Origin of the sequence: Chryseobacterium viscerum, assembly GCF_002899945.2 — a bacterium.
Lineage (GTDB): Bacteria > Bacteroidota > Bacteroidia > Flavobacteriales > Weeksellaceae > Chryseobacterium > Chryseobacterium viscerum.
The window spans coordinates 1-15,507 of sequence record NZ_PPEG02000014.1 but is presented as its reverse complement, the minus strand read 5'-3'; the positions used below and the strand labels follow the sequence as shown (position 1 = coordinate 15,507).

The window sequence follows — 15,507 nt, the reverse complement described above, 5'->3', positions numbered from 1 at the left end:
TTCACCTCATAACCTTAAATTTTTCTAAAATTTATAATAAAAAGATTTAGGAAAACCTTCTTGTTTATTGAGATTCAGTTCTAATTTTGTTCCGTCTTCAATATAAATTCCTACAGTAAATGCTTCATAGCTTTTAAAGCTGCACCTGGCGGTTCCTTCTAATGTTTTTGCGAACATTGTCTGCTCTTCTCCAAAGCTATCATGCAGGAGGAAAGCAACTTCTTTTTCAGATTTTTGTTGAGTGTTTTGTACAGTCAATATAATTCTATGAGAATCGTTCTCTGTTTTTACTTCTGCCGAAAGTTGCCAGTCATTGCTGGAGGGACTTTCTCCCCATCTGCCTTTCTGCAGATCATCCGGAAACCGTATTTCACCCTGCAGGAGTTTTTTTACTGTTCTTTTAAAGGGGTTTGTGGGCTGATAGGCATAAAATTTTCGGGGCAGTCCGGGGATTTCACTTAAATCCAGTTCCAGTTCAGTCCCGTCATATAAAATGGCAGCGGTTGTAAAATCTTCATAAGCCGTAACTGTAACTGTTGCTTTTCCGTCTTTAAATCTGAGATAGCGCAAAGAGTCATTAAAACTGTTGTGCAGCAGAATAGCCACTCTGCTGTCATCTGGAATTTTTTTCGTAGTATGTGCAACCCGTAAAGTCACTTCATATAGGCCAATAAGAGATAGTGTTTTCTCTTTTACTTCTGCGGAAAGGATGAAACCCTTATTCATAGGCTGCCCGCCCCAGCGTTTTTTTTGAAGGTCATTGGGAACAAGTATCGTACGGTCTTTAATGGTCTGAAGTACAGTTTCTTTAAATGTTCTGTGATCATACAGAATTCTGATTGGGATCTTTTTTACGGTCCAGTCCGTCCTCGGGAGTGAGAATGTCTGCTTGGAGGTTCTTTCATCAAAACTCAGGGATCTTGAGGTTTCTGTTCTGAATTTAAGGTATTCCTGTTCCAATGGGTTGAGCGTAATAGGCTCTTTGGAAATAAAGACGAGGAGGAAATCCTGTAATTCATTGATCTTGTTGTTGATATACTCATCCTGAATAAATGTCCAGACAATGCCATTTCCAGAGATATTTACGGCTACTTTTTCAGTGCTCCTAAGCAGGCCGTTATTGCTTGCGTTGAAATTTTGAATACCATAAGATCCGCTCATGTATAGAAAGTTGACATAATACTGTTTATTGGAATCAGTATTTTTCATTTCCAGATGACATCTGAAAGTCGGGGCTATTTCATTTCTGTATTTTAACTCTATATTTTTCGGATCAATATGGATTTGTCCGGATACTTCATTCGTATTGTCTTTAGTGATCTGTTGTCCCTCAATGCTTTCAAATACAATCTCATAATCGTCCGACGGTATTTTATTCTGAGGATTATCCAGATCAATAACCGCATTCCATTGAGCTATATATTCTATTTCCTTGATAAATTCAAAAACATCCGGCTGATGAAAGAACATGGAGTACCCCTGTTCTTCCGTTTCGTGGGTATGCCGTGTCAAAAAGTATCTATTCTCCCTGTTTCTAATCAAAAATGCAGCATCCTTGGGATTTTCAACCAAATCAATGAAATATAAACCAAAATTTTTGGTTGTTCTTACAAAAATATCTTTCATTTCATCTTTGAGATCTTCACCAAAACCTATCTTTATTTTAGGAAGGGCCATTTGTAAAAATTCTGCATTGAAAATATTTTCTTTGTCTTCTTCATAGAACCCATCAATAATACTGTAGGTATCTCTCACTTCATTTAATCTGTAAACTCTGTCATCTTCCAGTTTTATTAAAGTATTCATAAACTTTAATGAAGGGATGACCCCATCCTGAAGCCCTGCCCCTATAACCCAAGCTACTATATTGTCATTATAATACACTTGTTCTGTTTTTTTATAAGGTACAAGCCCTGAAAATAACCATGTTTTAATGATCTCTTTCTGATGACCATACATTTCAGGAAAGAACTTTCTGTTATCATGGTAATACCTGAGGTGCAGTCTGGTAATGAGATCTGAATACCGGATATTGCCCCCGGTCTGCTTAATGGTCTCCAAAAGCAGGTTGAAAAAATAATTGTGATAACCGTTATTACTGTAGCTCTGCAGAACAATCAGCTTTTGAGCATGTGAAAACTGAATAGGCTGAATATCATATTCTACAGGCTGAATCATGTGAACATCAATAATGATAAAGAAGTGTCCTTCAGAAGTGATAATATACTTCTCAAAGGCCTGCTGGTATCCCTCCTGTACATTTTCCAAGTAAGGAATTATATTTCCTTTTTTATCCTGTCTGGCCTCACCACTGAAAAAAATAACACAGCAGTCTTCTGAATTTAGATGAGGTAATTCTTCAGGTGTCGTTTTATCATTGAGCGAATGTGAAGTAACCATGAAACCGGAAAGATGATTTTTAAGAAAGCTGTCCATCATATCCTGGAATGCAGATACATTTCTGGAAGCCAGATTACTGTTGGTGCTGTACCCGTATATATAGTGAAGCTTAGGTTTTATATCTTCATGTTGTTGGTACCAGTTTTCCGGTATGTCATTACGATCGCTGTTCCATGATGCCTTGAACATAATGAAATCTGAATATACGTTTTGTTCCATAAAAATTACTGCTTTATTAAGTTTTTTATTTGGAAGAAATATTTTTCCTGGGTTATGCTCTTCATCATATCAATTCCGAAATCAGCACCTACATTATCCATAACCATTGCATTGCTGCCTATTGCTGTTTTTACGCCTATTTGTGTCAATTGCCAGGCAAGATTTTTACTGTTGCAGGTATTTAATATGACCATTTCTATCCGGTTCTGAAACTCCAGCCAGTGCTGCCATACTGTAAGATCTATTACTTTTCCATTGATATTGGGAGATCCCTGCGCATCAAATCCTGAATAGTAAATCCATTGTACGCGGTTTCTGTTATCCGGATGCAGAATGAAGGTTTCAATCTCTTTAAACTCCCTGTTTTTGAAAAAACGAACTTCATTGTATAAGCCTATTTCACTGTTAAGCAAATAACTTCTGATAGACCTGGCTTCCCTGTCTAAATTGGTTAACATCTTTTCCGGGTCCGAAAAAATAAATATAAAGAGGGGTTTTTGATGCTGGATGTTCTTTTTATGTAAGTTTTGTAAAGCGGGTAGAACTTCGTAGACGTTCGGATTTATTTTTAATTCTGCGGCTATTTTCTTTAATGCATAATCAGTTTCCTGATCTTGCCATTGGGATTCTCTTGTATTCGTTTTACCGGAAAGTCTCAGCAGGTGCTGTACTCTCAGCGCTTCATCGGAAGCTTTTCCTAAAGGAGCAAAATAGGTTTCCCGGTTACTCATCATTATAAGTTGCTTGTTTTGAATCCAGTTAGGCAGGCTGGTGCTTTCATTGGTGAAGACTGTTTTTACAAATACACTTCTGATGGCTTCTCTTTGACCATCATTGATCAGTTTTTTGACCAGTTCCTCGCAATCTGTGGAATTAGGTTGAGAAACAGTCAAATTTTCAATGACTTCATCCTGCTCAAAGGCAAACAAAGAGTATCCTGTTTTGGTGGTATCCATCCAATAGGGAGTAGCTTTAAGGGCTCCGTCCAGTATTAATGTAAATGACAGAGGATTCATTTCAGAAGCAATGACACTGATATTAGAGTCACTTATCCATGTTTCTTTATAGATTTGAAAATAGCAGTGGCTCTCATGCATTCTGGCATTTTTTGCATGGATATATAGTAATAAATGATCTTTTTCTGTGATCTTATATTTCGCATTTAGAGAGTTTTCCTCTTTTGATGAAATAGGTTTTGTTACCTCGATGATATATTGATTCCATTCTTCGAATGCTTCCAATATCTTTCTTATTTTTGTAATATTGGTATCGCTATCTGCTATTATCAGAGCTATTTTTCTTGATGGAAGTGCACTTTCAAATTTTGAAACCAGTGTTGTCTGCTTTTTTTCAACAGTGATGGCTATAGAATTTTCTTTTCTTTCTACACTTTTTGACAGCAGTGAGTCAGGAATATTGTTATTGGTGATAATATTTCCCAGTGTATGTACATTCTGTAATAGTGAGTGCTTCCATAGGCTAAGTTCTTCACTTTTAAACAGGGAACCGAATATGGTTTTATTTTTATCATGATGATTTACGTAATCTTCTTTTTGTCTGGCCTGTTCAATGGTTTCTAGCAGATTTACAATTTCATTATTTTTTTCATTTTCATTTTTAACTTTATTTTCATGCAGTTCCTTAAGCTGTTTCAGATAATTATTAACCACACTTTTAGGGTTATAATACATTTGAGCCTCCGATTTCTGTATTTCCAGATATTTGGCACCTTCTCTGGTAATAATGTCATTGGGATTATTATGATATTGCTCCACAAACCTGGCGATATCAGCTATGCTGAAAGGTTTACGTAAAGTCCATAGTTTATCATCACTGTTCATCCATTTTAAAAAACGGAATCTGGTATCGGAATCCATCTGGTATACTTCGTAACTTATCTGGGTGCAGAACGGAGCTAGTAAAATATCAGGTATAGCCATTCTGTGGATAAATTTTTTCTCTTCATTCCAGGTATACTCTCCAAAGTTCTGCCACAATTTGGAAAGCAGATCTGGGGTAAGGTAAGCAGGAACTGCGGCATAGGCCGCCAGCATCATATGACCGAAAAAATAATCACTGTAGTACTCTTCTGTAAATTTGGAGTAAAACCATTCCAGCTGAATACGTTCAATAGTACTCAGATCATCTATCGGAAAATTTTCAGGTAAAACTGCCATTTTTATTAAGTTTTGTTTTGATATTTTAATAATGTCCTTGTGATGGTCTGAAACGGATTCATTCCTGCATCAAATATAGAAGCCATTTTAAGCACTTCTTTTTTTAGGTTTTGTGCTGTTTCTTCATGCCATCTGTTCTCCGGAACAGGGTTGAGCCAGAGTATATGGGCACAGTTTTCATTCAATTGTTTAAGGAAGGGCTGCAGCTGCTGCCATCTTATTTTATGTCTTTCGGGAGCTCCGTATCCTCTTGCAAAGCCCACATCGCTGATGACCACTGCGATGCTGAAGTTATAATTGGTCTTTGAAAGCGCCTGTGCGATTTTAATCGGTGATGTCAATTGAAACTCATTAAATACATAATCTGTAGGTGCATTCTGGAAGTAGTAAACCGGTGCGTTTTTATGACCTCCGAAATTCCGGGCGCTTTTTACCAGCCTGCGGCTAAGCTCATGAAATGGCATCATAGAGCCGTTACAGTCTACAAAGAAAATAATGGTATCTTCGCGGTTGCGCAATCCATGCAGGTATTCCGGTTCGGTAAAGATGTTTTCTCTGGCTATTTTTTTTACGGTAGAGTAGATGTCTATTTCACTGGTCAGTTTTCCTTTTTCGTGCCTTCTCAAGTATTGCCATCCTTTGATCATCTCACGCCGGTTGATGGGTAAATATTCATCCTGAAAATTATATAGAGGGATGCAGGTGGTATCCTGCGGGGATTCATCATCTTTAATTAGGCTGTCAAAGCTGATGCTTGGGGTAAAGTAATAATTTTCTTTTTCTTCAATAATCTTTTCTTCATTTTTACTTTCCTGCTGTGAAATGGTGTCTTTTTTTTCTTCTTTTTTTATTTCTGCGGGTTCACTGGCTGCAGGGCTGCTTTCAGAAGGAGGCTGTTGAAGTTCTGATGAATTATTCTTTTCCACAGGTTCTTTTTGAGTTTCCTGCTCTATAGTTTTGAAAAACGCTTCCCATTTGCTCTTTTCCTCAGACCATGTCTTCCTGAAGAGCTGCGTAAATCGATCTTCATCTTTTATATCCTGTAAATACAATATTTTACAGGCTGATAGTAAAGCATCACCCTCATCATCATAACTGATATGTGAATCTAACAGAAGCTGCAAAAAGAGCTTATATTTATCAATCCAGCGTTCGTAGCTCAAATGCTGTTCAAGCTGATGGAAAAACGGCCAGAAAGGTAACTGTCCATCGGGAAATACGTTCATGATTTAGTTGTTTTAAGGTTTTTGGCTGCTTTTATCTTTATGGTTTTGTACAGCGGCATAGGACTTGAGAATCGTCTGAAAATAAAAAGGAAGAGCTCCTAATGATTTACCTTTATCACTATCAATTGTAGCTTCCGTATTTTTTTCATCATTTCCGGGTTCAAAAAAATGTTTCAGATAATCGTGAATAGGTGCGGCAGGTGTATCTATTTTATTCTGTCTGTCATAATCAAAGGCGGTAAGCCAGTCTAATAGTTCGCTGGTGCTTACGCGTTTGTTATCCGCCGGATCATCTTCTCTTTCTTTTTTCAGGGTTTTAAATTTTTCAATGGTAAGTTCAACAAAACTTTTGTCTGATCTTTGTGATCTTACCAGGTCTGGTAAATGGGCCTCTATTATTCTTTTCATCTGTTCATCATCAGGAAATTTAATGTATAAAAATAGACAACGTCTAAGAAAAGCTTCTGGCAATTCACGCTCATCATTACTCGTGATAAATATAACGGGAGGAAATTTTGCCTCTATAATCTCTCCTGTTTCAGATTCAGGAATCTGGAACCGCTGTTCGTCCAGTTCCATTAAAAGATCGTTAGGGAAATCTATGTCTGCCTTATCTATTTCATCAATCAGAAGTATGCTGGGATTTTCTTCAGTAGAGGTAAGAAATGCCATTCCCATAGGTCCGAATTTCCGGTAGTCTGCTGTTTTTTTATCTTTTAATTCACTGAACTGCTGGGATAATTGAGCGTCACGGAGTCTTTCAATATGATCAAAACTGTAGATTCCGTCAATGGCTTTTGATGTAGATTTGATGATCCATTCAAAATAATACTGTTTATAGTCATCCCCATACCATTCATAAGCGATAGCTTTGGATAACTGGGTTTTACCGCTGCCTGGTTCACCTTTTATCAGTATGGGACGCTTAAGAATCTGGGCAAGCCTTACAATTTCTTTGATTTCTGATGAAGGAATATAAGGAGCTATAGGTCTTCCTTTTATTGTATTTTTTTTATTTTTTTTAAATTCCAGGGATGTCAGCTTTCCTTCATTGTATACTTCTTCAAATTTACCTTCAGGAAAATGAGGGATTACTATTGAAGGCTGCAATTTATTATCTATTAGCTGTTCAAAACGGCTGATGCTTCCTTCTACATCAGGATTCGGGTGTGGATATGGTTTGATTTTCATTTTGTTTAGAGTTTATTAAAGAATAGTGTAGAATAGATTTCGTCGTATTTTTTTTGATTGTTTTTATAAATTTTAGAAACAAGCCTTTCAATAAACTTGATGATGTCCAGTTCATCATTTGAGCTGCAGATATCATCATAATTGGCATTGAAGTAGTGGGAAAGTAGTTCACTTTTCAATTCATTATTGGTATGTGTATACCAGAATCTCACATTTGGTTTGTTTATTTTACCTACATTTTTGAACTGAACAAAGCTGGTTTCTTTTTCAGATAAATAATAAAGATGCTTCATATGATCTTTGTCAAAATAATGTTCATCCCCTTCAGATATGGAACTATCATAATTTGAAATAATATTAAAAAATAGAGGAGTAGATTGATTATCTTCTCTTTGAGTCTCAATCTGTTTTATAAGTTCCTGTAAAAAAGAAGAAATAATATGAAATTGATCTGATTTACAGTTGGTAACGATAAAAGCAATAATTAAAGGGTTATGTGATTGTGATGAATTTTCAAAATTTGCTAATTTGATCCTGGCACATATATTTCTGGTTATATTATCATACCGATATTCTGCTTTTTGATCCGATGAAGATGTCCAAGCCATATATTTGTCGATAGCAAAAATTAAATCAGCATCATTATTAACTTTCTGCATGTCAATCTTAAAACTGATGGTGTGACATTTTTTAAGATTTGAATCAATGGCAAGACTTGTTATTTTATAAAATTGTTTTGAAAAAACATACCAACGGATTGATTCTGTCTTTAAACATTTTGAGACCGAGCTTATAAAAAAATAATTTTTATTGTAATTGTCAATATTTAATTTATCAAAATAGTCTCTTTCTCCATTGAAGTTTAGATAATTGACAATACTTCCGGCGAGTGCGTCTGTTGGAATATACTCCTGTTCAGAAAGAGAAAAACAAAATTTAGGAATAGAATTTTCCTTGGTTGCGGCTAAACCATGAATTACTTCACGTGTATAATCTTTACCGATAATCTTATCGAAATCAGCTTTGATTCTTGCAGGAATTAAACTTGCAGGGAAAAATGTGTCAGCTGTATTATATTTCAGAAATTTACATAGTGCTAAAGAGAAAGGGCTTCCCAGTTCTCCGTTTGCAGCATTTAATGCCTGATCCAGAGTAACTTGATCATAGGAACATGGAGCGATGATTTCTCTTGCTGATACCTCTTTATTTTCTCTAATATCTATTTTGCCAATCATAGATTTTCCTGCATAACATGCGTCCACAATGGTCAGTACACTCCTGAAATTATTGGGAATTGTAGTAACTCCGCCTTTTAAAACCTCAAAATTCAGTAGTTGATTTAAGAGTATGGTAGAATCTTCAATGTCTTCTTCATAATCATAAGGAATCAACCTCATATCAGTACCTCCTATCCCATGACCGGAAAAATAGATTAACAGCTGGTCCTGGGTTGTCATTTTTTTTATTATATCATTGATATTTTGATTTATTTTCCGTTTTGTTGCATTTTTATTTAGAAGACTTTTAATGTTTTCTTTCTCATATCCGTACCTTTCTTGTAATATTTTTTCAAGGTTCTCAGCATCCCGGACAGGATTGTTCAAAGGTTTGCATCCTGTACTCTTATTATAATCATTAATTGCAATCAACAAAAGATAATTTAATCCATCGAATTTATTTCTTTGAGTATCGGTTTTCGGTATATTAAAAGGAAGTCCCGCTCCCTTAGTCTCATGCTCAGTACTGTTTTGTGATACCGTATTATTGCATGCTGAAGCATTACTTTCTGATTGAGAAACGGCATCCTCAGCCAGTGCTTCAGTTTTAGAGAGGGTCTCAGATGGTGCCTTTCCTGTTTGCACTGTTAAACTTCGTCTGTTGTTTCCGGGCATGGCTATCGTTTTTTATTTAATAAATGCCTCTTTCAGATAAGGCGATGCAAAAGGAGACTCCAGTACTTTTTTCTGAAAATCCTCATTGTTGATAAGATTTTCAGCTTCGGTGGTACTGCTCATATCTAAATGAGAAAAATCTTCAAAAAAAGCAGGATCGGTCTGCATCAGGTGCATCAGTTCCAGTGCGAGCTGCTCCTATTCAGGCTTTAGGGTATTGGTATCGCGGAATAGTTTCCTGTTTTTAAAGAAAGATCCCAGAATCTGGGTAATACCACCAAAAGAAGATTCCGCTTCCGGAGATTTACTGAGCAGGCTTTCGTCCGGCACTCCTATGCTGAGCGCATCCATTGCTCTTAAAATTCCGTTACCATAATATTTCTGCCAGTCTTTAAAGGCGCTTGCTTTTGCTGCGGATGTGTAAAGTGCATACCTTACTGCCTCTATTTTTTTCCATTGCTGTCCCGGTTGATAATAACCTTTTGCTTCCAGTTCATCCCGATGATAAGCAATCCATAAAGCTGCTGCCGCAGCGATCTGAGGGGTCGCACTTGAAGTCCCCCCGCCGCTTCTTACAAATTTATTTCCATGCTCTGCCCATGGGGTATTGGGGGTATATGCGGCCAGAGCCCTTGTCATTGATGAAGGTGGTCCCCAGCTTCCCTGCATATATTTTGTAAAGTCACCTTTTGCTGTATTCAGAAAGTCCTTGTCATAAGGTTGCTGGTTATACATTGCCCCCGTAGCGGCAATAACCCGGTGAAAAGCGGCGGGATACAGAACGCATTTAGGAAGTAAGGTTTTGAAAAATCCTGCGTACCAGCAGTTGCTTGCCGCGGAGACAATAACAAGTCCGGCTTCATAAGCTTTGTTCACGGCTTTTGCCATGCGTGGGCTTGGTTTTCCGGCCATACTCATGGTTACCACTTCACATCCCTGTTCCAGAGAGTAATCTATAGCATCACAGAAATTTTCAGTATTTAAAATAACTACAGAATCACTGATACGCATCGGAATGACATCAGCTATGGGAACTCCTCCTATATATCCTTGAAATTCATCGAATGTGGAAGAGAGAGGAACGTTGTTTCCTGCCAATAAACAGAGAGTGCCCAAACCATGGCCATCATTACCTGAGTCTATTTTATCATGAGCTTGATTTTCTGTTTCATCTTTACCGGTAACAAAGTTTTTCTCTTTGTCTGTCCGAAGCTTTTCAGGAAGTCCTATATGGCCGGGTAAATATCCTGTATCAAGGTGCCCGACTGTAACGTAAGAACCTGTTTTTGCCATTACTTTTTGTGCCGCAGCAGAAAGCTGGGAATGCTGGTCATCCAAATGCCAGCCTATTTTTACCTTAGGATTGTCAAGTGCAGGCGGCCATTCAGTAATGTATTCATCATTACCGTTGCTTGCCCGGGTTATTTTTTGATCATCAGCAGGACTAAAGCTTAAAATAGGTTCCACCGTTGCAGTGTATCCTGATTGTTTCAAACGAAGTTTAAGGGCATGCGCTGCCGTCCAGCCCTGTTCATAAGGAATATGTAAAGCTTCCAGAGTGAACCGTGTTCCTTTTTGTTTGATGATTTTGATCTGATCTCCTTCCTCAATCTGAGGAACCTCTCCCTGGAATTCAACCAGTAATAAAGCATTTTTATCAACGTTACCTGTTGTGATGTTATTGTCTGAAACAATATCTTTTACTGAAGTTTGAGTAGGGTTGAGGTATCCTGATAGGGTATCTGCATTTTCAATATTGATTGTAAAAGGGAAGCCTTTATCAAAACTTTCAATGACAGATCCATATTCAAAACAATTCGGATGTGGGTACGTATAGTATTTTTTTATTTTTGCTATGATTTCTCTGGCGTTACCGGAAAATCCATCCTGTAAAAAAAGCTTATTCAGCGTACCGGTAAATAACCCGTATTCCTTTCCATCATAAGTTGACTGGTCGTCCTGGCATGCCGCAAGCAGCTTTACTGAAGCTTTTACCTCACTTCGTTTGGATTCGTATTTAAACTTTTCCTGAATGGGAACGTAGATGCTCGTATAATCTCTGGTCAGAATATCTTTTTCCACTTCTGCCGGAAGTTTCTTGTTGGCAAATCCTCTGGAGGTTTGCGATTGTTCTATTCCGCCAATTAAAACTTCGGTAAGATTAATTTTGCCCGGAGTTTCCATCGTTTCTATATCTTTTGTAACGGTACCGCTGTGGCAGCTGTCTGAAACGATTAGAATACGGGTCCCTGCTTTAAATGCTTTAAATGCTTCGTACAGTTCATCATCAATTAACTGCCTGTCGTATAAACACCAGGTTTGGTCCATTGGTTCCGTATCCAGATCCGAGGGTTTTTCGTTAGGAAGCGTACCTCCGTGGCCGCTATAGGTAATCAGGATAATATCACCAGGCTGCATTGCCTGGGCTCGCTGTTCAATTTCTGATAAAATTTTTCCTGACTGGGCTTCCTGGTCTGTTAATAGCAGAGTTTCATAATCAAGTCCTTTTGCATATTTCTGCCACCATTTGGCATCGTTTACAGCCGCTTTGAGAGAAGGTAAGTTATTGTAAACATCAGGATTTGTGGTATTGATACCAATGTGTATACTGTAGCCTTTCATGATGTAGAGTTTTTAAGGTTAGTTTTTAGTTTTTACAGATGAGGTCTATAATAGCATCTCTTGTTTGTTTTTCGCTAAAATAAGAGATATGGTCTCCCGGGAAAATTGTCATGTTGTTATTAAATTCTTTGATCTTTTTCATACTTTCCAGCGTTACCGCCATATCATTGGGATGGCCTTTAAATAATACTTTTGTAAGGGCGGGGTATAGCGCTCCTGTTTTTAATATTTGGGGAAGTTTTTTTAAAAAAGGATCATCGGTAGCATAATCATTATCTACCAACTCAGTATTGCTGCCCACTATATAAAAAGGAAGAGATGCTGGGAACGTTTTACTACTGAGATCATTCAGAAACTGACTTGCAATGGTCATGTCTTTAAGCGTATTTCCCGGATTATAAAAGTTTTTTATCAAAAAACTCAGTCCGGTAATAGCCCATTTTACAGGACCGGTTACGTTGAGTGCATGGGTCAGTAATAATTGCAGACTCTGTACAATCAGTCCCGATGCCTTTCCCCATTCTGAACCGCCGTTAGGGGTTCCGGCCATAATAAATTTTGAGAGCATATCTGCTCCTCCGTTTTCACAGATAAACTGGCGGGTAACCAATCCTCCCATACTGTGGGCAACAACTGTGAGCTTAGGCATTGACTGATCGGGAAGGCCAATTGTATTCAACTGAAAGGCCAGTTTTTTCGCAATTTCGGGAATTGTATTTTCAAGGTTCTCATAATCGAAGCTCAGCATCATTTTCAGGTCATTTCCTATTCTTTTATCGGCCTTTAATGATTCAATCATGGATCGGGTATCTCCAAATATACCATGAATAATAAGCGGTAAAGTAGCTTCTGGGGATAATGGCCTTAGTTTTTCTTTTATAATATTTACATTGGAGGTAGAATTCCAGCCGTTTTCAAAATAATGTAATGTGAGGGTTTCTGTAGATAACCGGAATAGTTTTTTGAAATACAGTTTTATAGAGCTGTAAATACTTCTGCTGGTAATGGCTTCACTTACCAACGAGCCTGAAGTCGCTTTTGGAAGCTGTTCAATAATGATTTCCTCTTCATTGTTCATATAACCCACGGGGTAGAATAATCCGCTTTCTTCATCAAAGCCGTAAGGAATAATAGTAGAATCATATTCGTCTATTGATCTTGATTGTACAGAAGGGGTTAATTTTATTTTCAAAGGATTTCCTTCCTCAAGCTGAGAAAAGGTATGTTCACCACTGATTTCAAGGGCTATAATGGAGTTGTTATCAGACCCCAGCCCGGATTCAAAAGGAGTACTGTCGGTAAGAGCTTCTCCCCAGATTGAAGATCCATAAAGGTCTTTAATGCTGCGGGATGTCTGAATATCGGATCCGGAAACTGCTGTTACAAATCCTTCAAAATTATCGGGAGCTGATATTTCAAAAGCATCGAAAGCAGCAGGTGTTCCTGCTTTCAATATTTTACTTTTATTAGGACCAATGATTCTTATTGGGAAATTGAATACCGCCCAATCAGCTTCCGGGGGCTTTTGAGCGAAGGGTGATCCTGCACCTTTAAAGAGTTCTTCCTCATTTGCAACGTCTCTAAAAGCAAGGGCTTCCAACTCATCCAATTGAAGGCTGGGCTGGTCAAAATGATCCAGATTAATATCAGGATGGGAGGATACCACAATTTTCAGATAGTCTGTGATTTCATTAATGCCATAGGAAGCATAATCAGGGTCAATAAACAAACCGGTCAGATCGTATTCATCACCATTATCAGAGCTTATCAGTCGGATGACTCCGTCTTTTGTCAGATGATTAATAGCCTGTCTTGTTTTTTTAGTATCAATACCGAAAAGGCTGTCTAAATAGATACTGTGAATATAGCACTCCTTGAGAGCCGATTTGGAATGAATACGGATACTGAAACGAAATGCCGGAGCATGATTATTTCTGTATGAGAATTCAATTGGATTTTCAGGAGGAACATCAGAAGCTGTACCTGCTATGTTTTTTGCATTTTGCCGGGTAATGTTTTGTCCTTCAATTTTTTCTACGGTAAATATGAAATCGCTGGCTTTGCAGCGGGTTGCTCCGTTTTCAAGCTTTTTCACAAAATACCATTTGGCAACCGAATCGGTATTATTCCAGAAAATATCTGCTGAAGATTCTGCTTTGAATATCGGGATGTCTTGCTGTATTTCAGACAGATAATAATAAAAAATCCCGCCTTTTTCATATATGTTTACAAGATAATCGATGTCCTCTGATGAGTCAGTTATCAGTTCAACATATAATAGGTTCTGGCTGGCTGCATTTTTCAGGGAATCTAGTATTGTATCATTACTCCGGATCTTTTGTGAAACCCCGATGCGTTTTTTCTTTAAAGCCAGACTGATAATCTGTGCCTTGTAAAGTTTGGCTGGATCAAGTTGATCAAGATCACTTCCCTGAAGAAAACTGGTTTTCATACCGGCTTGGCTGACTTCTGCTTCCACATCAGTTCCTTCTATTTTTATAATGGTTTTCTGGTTGTTATTAGGCCCGGTAATTCCATTCAGAAGCCCGGCCATAAGCTCCCACTGCTTTTTTTGGTGATCGAAATATACTTTAAAACTGGCACGGTAAGGAGTCATATCACCTCCAAGAAACGGCTGATTCAGATCTTTTGGGTTGGTGGCATCGGCAACCGGGTTCTGGGCTGCGTTGGCAACAGATACTGCAGCAGCTACGCTTTTCATCAGGTTGGAATAACTTAATGCTGTTCCCTCATTCTGCAGCAGCTCTACCAGTTTTCTGGAAAATAACCCACCTTGGGGATTATCTCTTGACTGTTCATGATCCCGGCAAGCAGATAATTGTACATATCGGGCCGGTTTATAACTAACCTTGTCGCCTTTTAAACTGAAAAAATCTGTATCAGAGCCTATACACTCCTTGAATTTCACTATATAAGTAGATTGGGGAGCCTGCCTGTTCTGAACCATCATCACATCGAACGCTGCTTCAAGTGACCGCGTATTATCAGCACTGTGGCAACAATCCATGATGACAAGACAGTGTACATCCGGCTTATCTTTCAGTGCATTAGACAGTAAGTAAGCCAGTTCTATATCTAAAATATCACGCGCGCCGGAAGTACGGCTGTCCACACAAACAAGAGTTTCATTCTGAGGGTTTCCTTTATAATCTTTAAACTCGGGAGGGGAGGCTATTGTAGAGCCATGTCCGCTAAAATAAAAAAGACAGATATCTTTTTCACCAGCCTGGGCGAGATGGTTAAAACCTATGTCTGTAATATTTTCAAAGCTTGGTTCACTATATTGAATATTGTGTCCATGCTCTGCAATAGAATGATCATTTTCATTGGGAGCGAGTAAATACAACGGCATATAATTCAGATCATCATTCTGAGAAGTACATACTTTACGCAGGATATCATCAATATTTAAAATATCCTGTATACATCCGTTCAGTTTATTAACTGCCCTGTAATTATTAATGCCAATAAGTGTGGCATAGAGATTCCGTTTTGACATACTGCTATAAATGTTTGGTGATGATGTAAATCAAAAAACTGAAAAAACTGTTTAACTATAAAATTTAACAATGATTTTTATTGATCATTCAGATTGCTAACAATAATAAAAGCAAAACTTATAGTAATGGAGAGGTAAACTTCCCTGTTTTTCAGACCAATTAAAATTATTAAATTTAGTTTGTTAAACATTATGAAAAAGAGCAAATTTTCAGAACATCAGATTATCAATATTCTGAAAGAATATGAATCTGGGAAAGC

The 15,507-nt window shown here is 37.8% G+C and carries 8 protein-coding genes; all 8 read right to left on the bottom strand.

Translation table 11 applies throughout. The features are described 5' to 3' along the window. Window positions 1-24: 24 nt before the first annotated feature. The 8 genes from C1634_RS24725 to C1634_RS24695 are packed head-to-tail and all read right to left on the bottom strand — an operon-like array spanning window position 25 to window position 15,247. Window positions 25-2,619, bottom strand: coding sequence for a pYEATS domain-containing protein (locus tag C1634_RS24725; RefSeq protein ID WP_109739310.1), 2,595 nt, complete (start codon window positions 2,617-2,619; stop codon window positions 25-27). 5 nt (window positions 2,620-2,624) lie between these two features. Next, window positions 2,625-4,796 (bottom strand): hypothetical protein, encoded by a 2,172-nt coding sequence (locus C1634_RS24720; protein WP_103233992.1) that lies wholly within the window; start codon window positions 4,794-4,796, stop codon window positions 2,625-2,627. 5 nt (window positions 4,797-4,801) lie between these two features. Further along, entirely contained in the window at window positions 4,802-6,022 is a 1,221-nt protein-coding gene (locus C1634_RS24715; RefSeq protein WP_103233991.1) for a hypothetical protein, read from the bottom strand. Between the two features lie 12 nt (window positions 6,023-6,034). Then, window positions 6,035-7,213: an AAA family ATPase gene (locus C1634_RS24710; RefSeq protein WP_109739309.1), complete on the bottom strand. Its 1,179-nt coding sequence runs from the start codon at window positions 7,211-7,213 to the stop codon at window positions 6,035-6,037. Window positions 7,214-7,218: 5 nt separating this feature from the next. Then, on the bottom strand, window positions 7,219-9,105 hold the full coding sequence (locus tag C1634_RS24705; RefSeq protein ID WP_109739308.1) for a caspase family protein: 1,887 nt from the start codon (window positions 9,103-9,105) through the stop codon (window positions 7,219-7,221). Window positions 9,106-9,117: 12 nt separating this feature from the next. After that, window positions 9,118-9,273, bottom strand: a complete 156-nt coding sequence (locus C1634_RS26190; protein ID WP_165835402.1) for a hypothetical protein — start codon at window positions 9,271-9,273, stop codon at window positions 9,118-9,120. 30 nt (window positions 9,274-9,303) lie between these two features. Next, complete coding sequence (locus tag C1634_RS24700; RefSeq protein WP_109739307.1) at window positions 9,304-11,727, bottom strand: S8/S53 family peptidase; 2,424 nt, start codon at window positions 11,725-11,727, stop codon at window positions 9,304-9,306. A 25-nt stretch (window positions 11,728-11,752) separates the two neighbouring features. Continuing rightward, window positions 11,753-15,247: a caspase family protein gene (locus C1634_RS24695; RefSeq protein ID WP_109739306.1), complete on the bottom strand. Its 3,495-nt coding sequence runs from the start codon at window positions 15,245-15,247 to the stop codon at window positions 11,753-11,755. Between the last annotated feature and the right edge of the window lie 260 nt (window positions 15,248-15,507).

Coding starts and splice junctions, on each gene's coding strand:
- C1634_RS24715 (WP_103233991.1), bottom strand. CDS start 6,022: ATGAACGTATTTCCCGATGGACAGTTACCTTTCTGGCCGTTTTTCCAT.
- C1634_RS24700 (WP_109739307.1), bottom strand. CDS start 11,727: ATGAAAGGCTACAGTATACACATTGGTATCAATACCACAAATCCTGAT.
- C1634_RS24695 (WP_109739306.1), bottom strand. CDS start 15,247: ATGTCAAAACGGAATCTCTATGCCACACTTATTGGCATTAATAATTAC.
- C1634_RS24705 (WP_109739308.1), bottom strand. CDS start 9,105: ATGCCCGGAAACAACAGACGAAGTTTAACAGTGCAAACAGGAAAGGCA.
- C1634_RS26190 (WP_165835402.1), bottom strand. CDS start 9,273: ATGCAGACCGATCCTGCTTTTTTTGAAGATTTTTCTCATTTAGATATG.
- C1634_RS24710 (WP_109739309.1), bottom strand. CDS start 7,213: ATGAAAATCAAACCATATCCACACCCGAATCCTGATGTAGAAGGAAGC.
- C1634_RS24725 (WP_109739310.1), bottom strand. CDS start 2,619: ATGGAACAAAACGTATATTCAGATTTCATTATGTTCAAGGCATCATGG.
- C1634_RS24720 (WP_103233992.1), bottom strand. CDS start 4,796: ATGGCAGTTTTACCTGAAAATTTTCCGATAGATGATCTGAGTACTATT.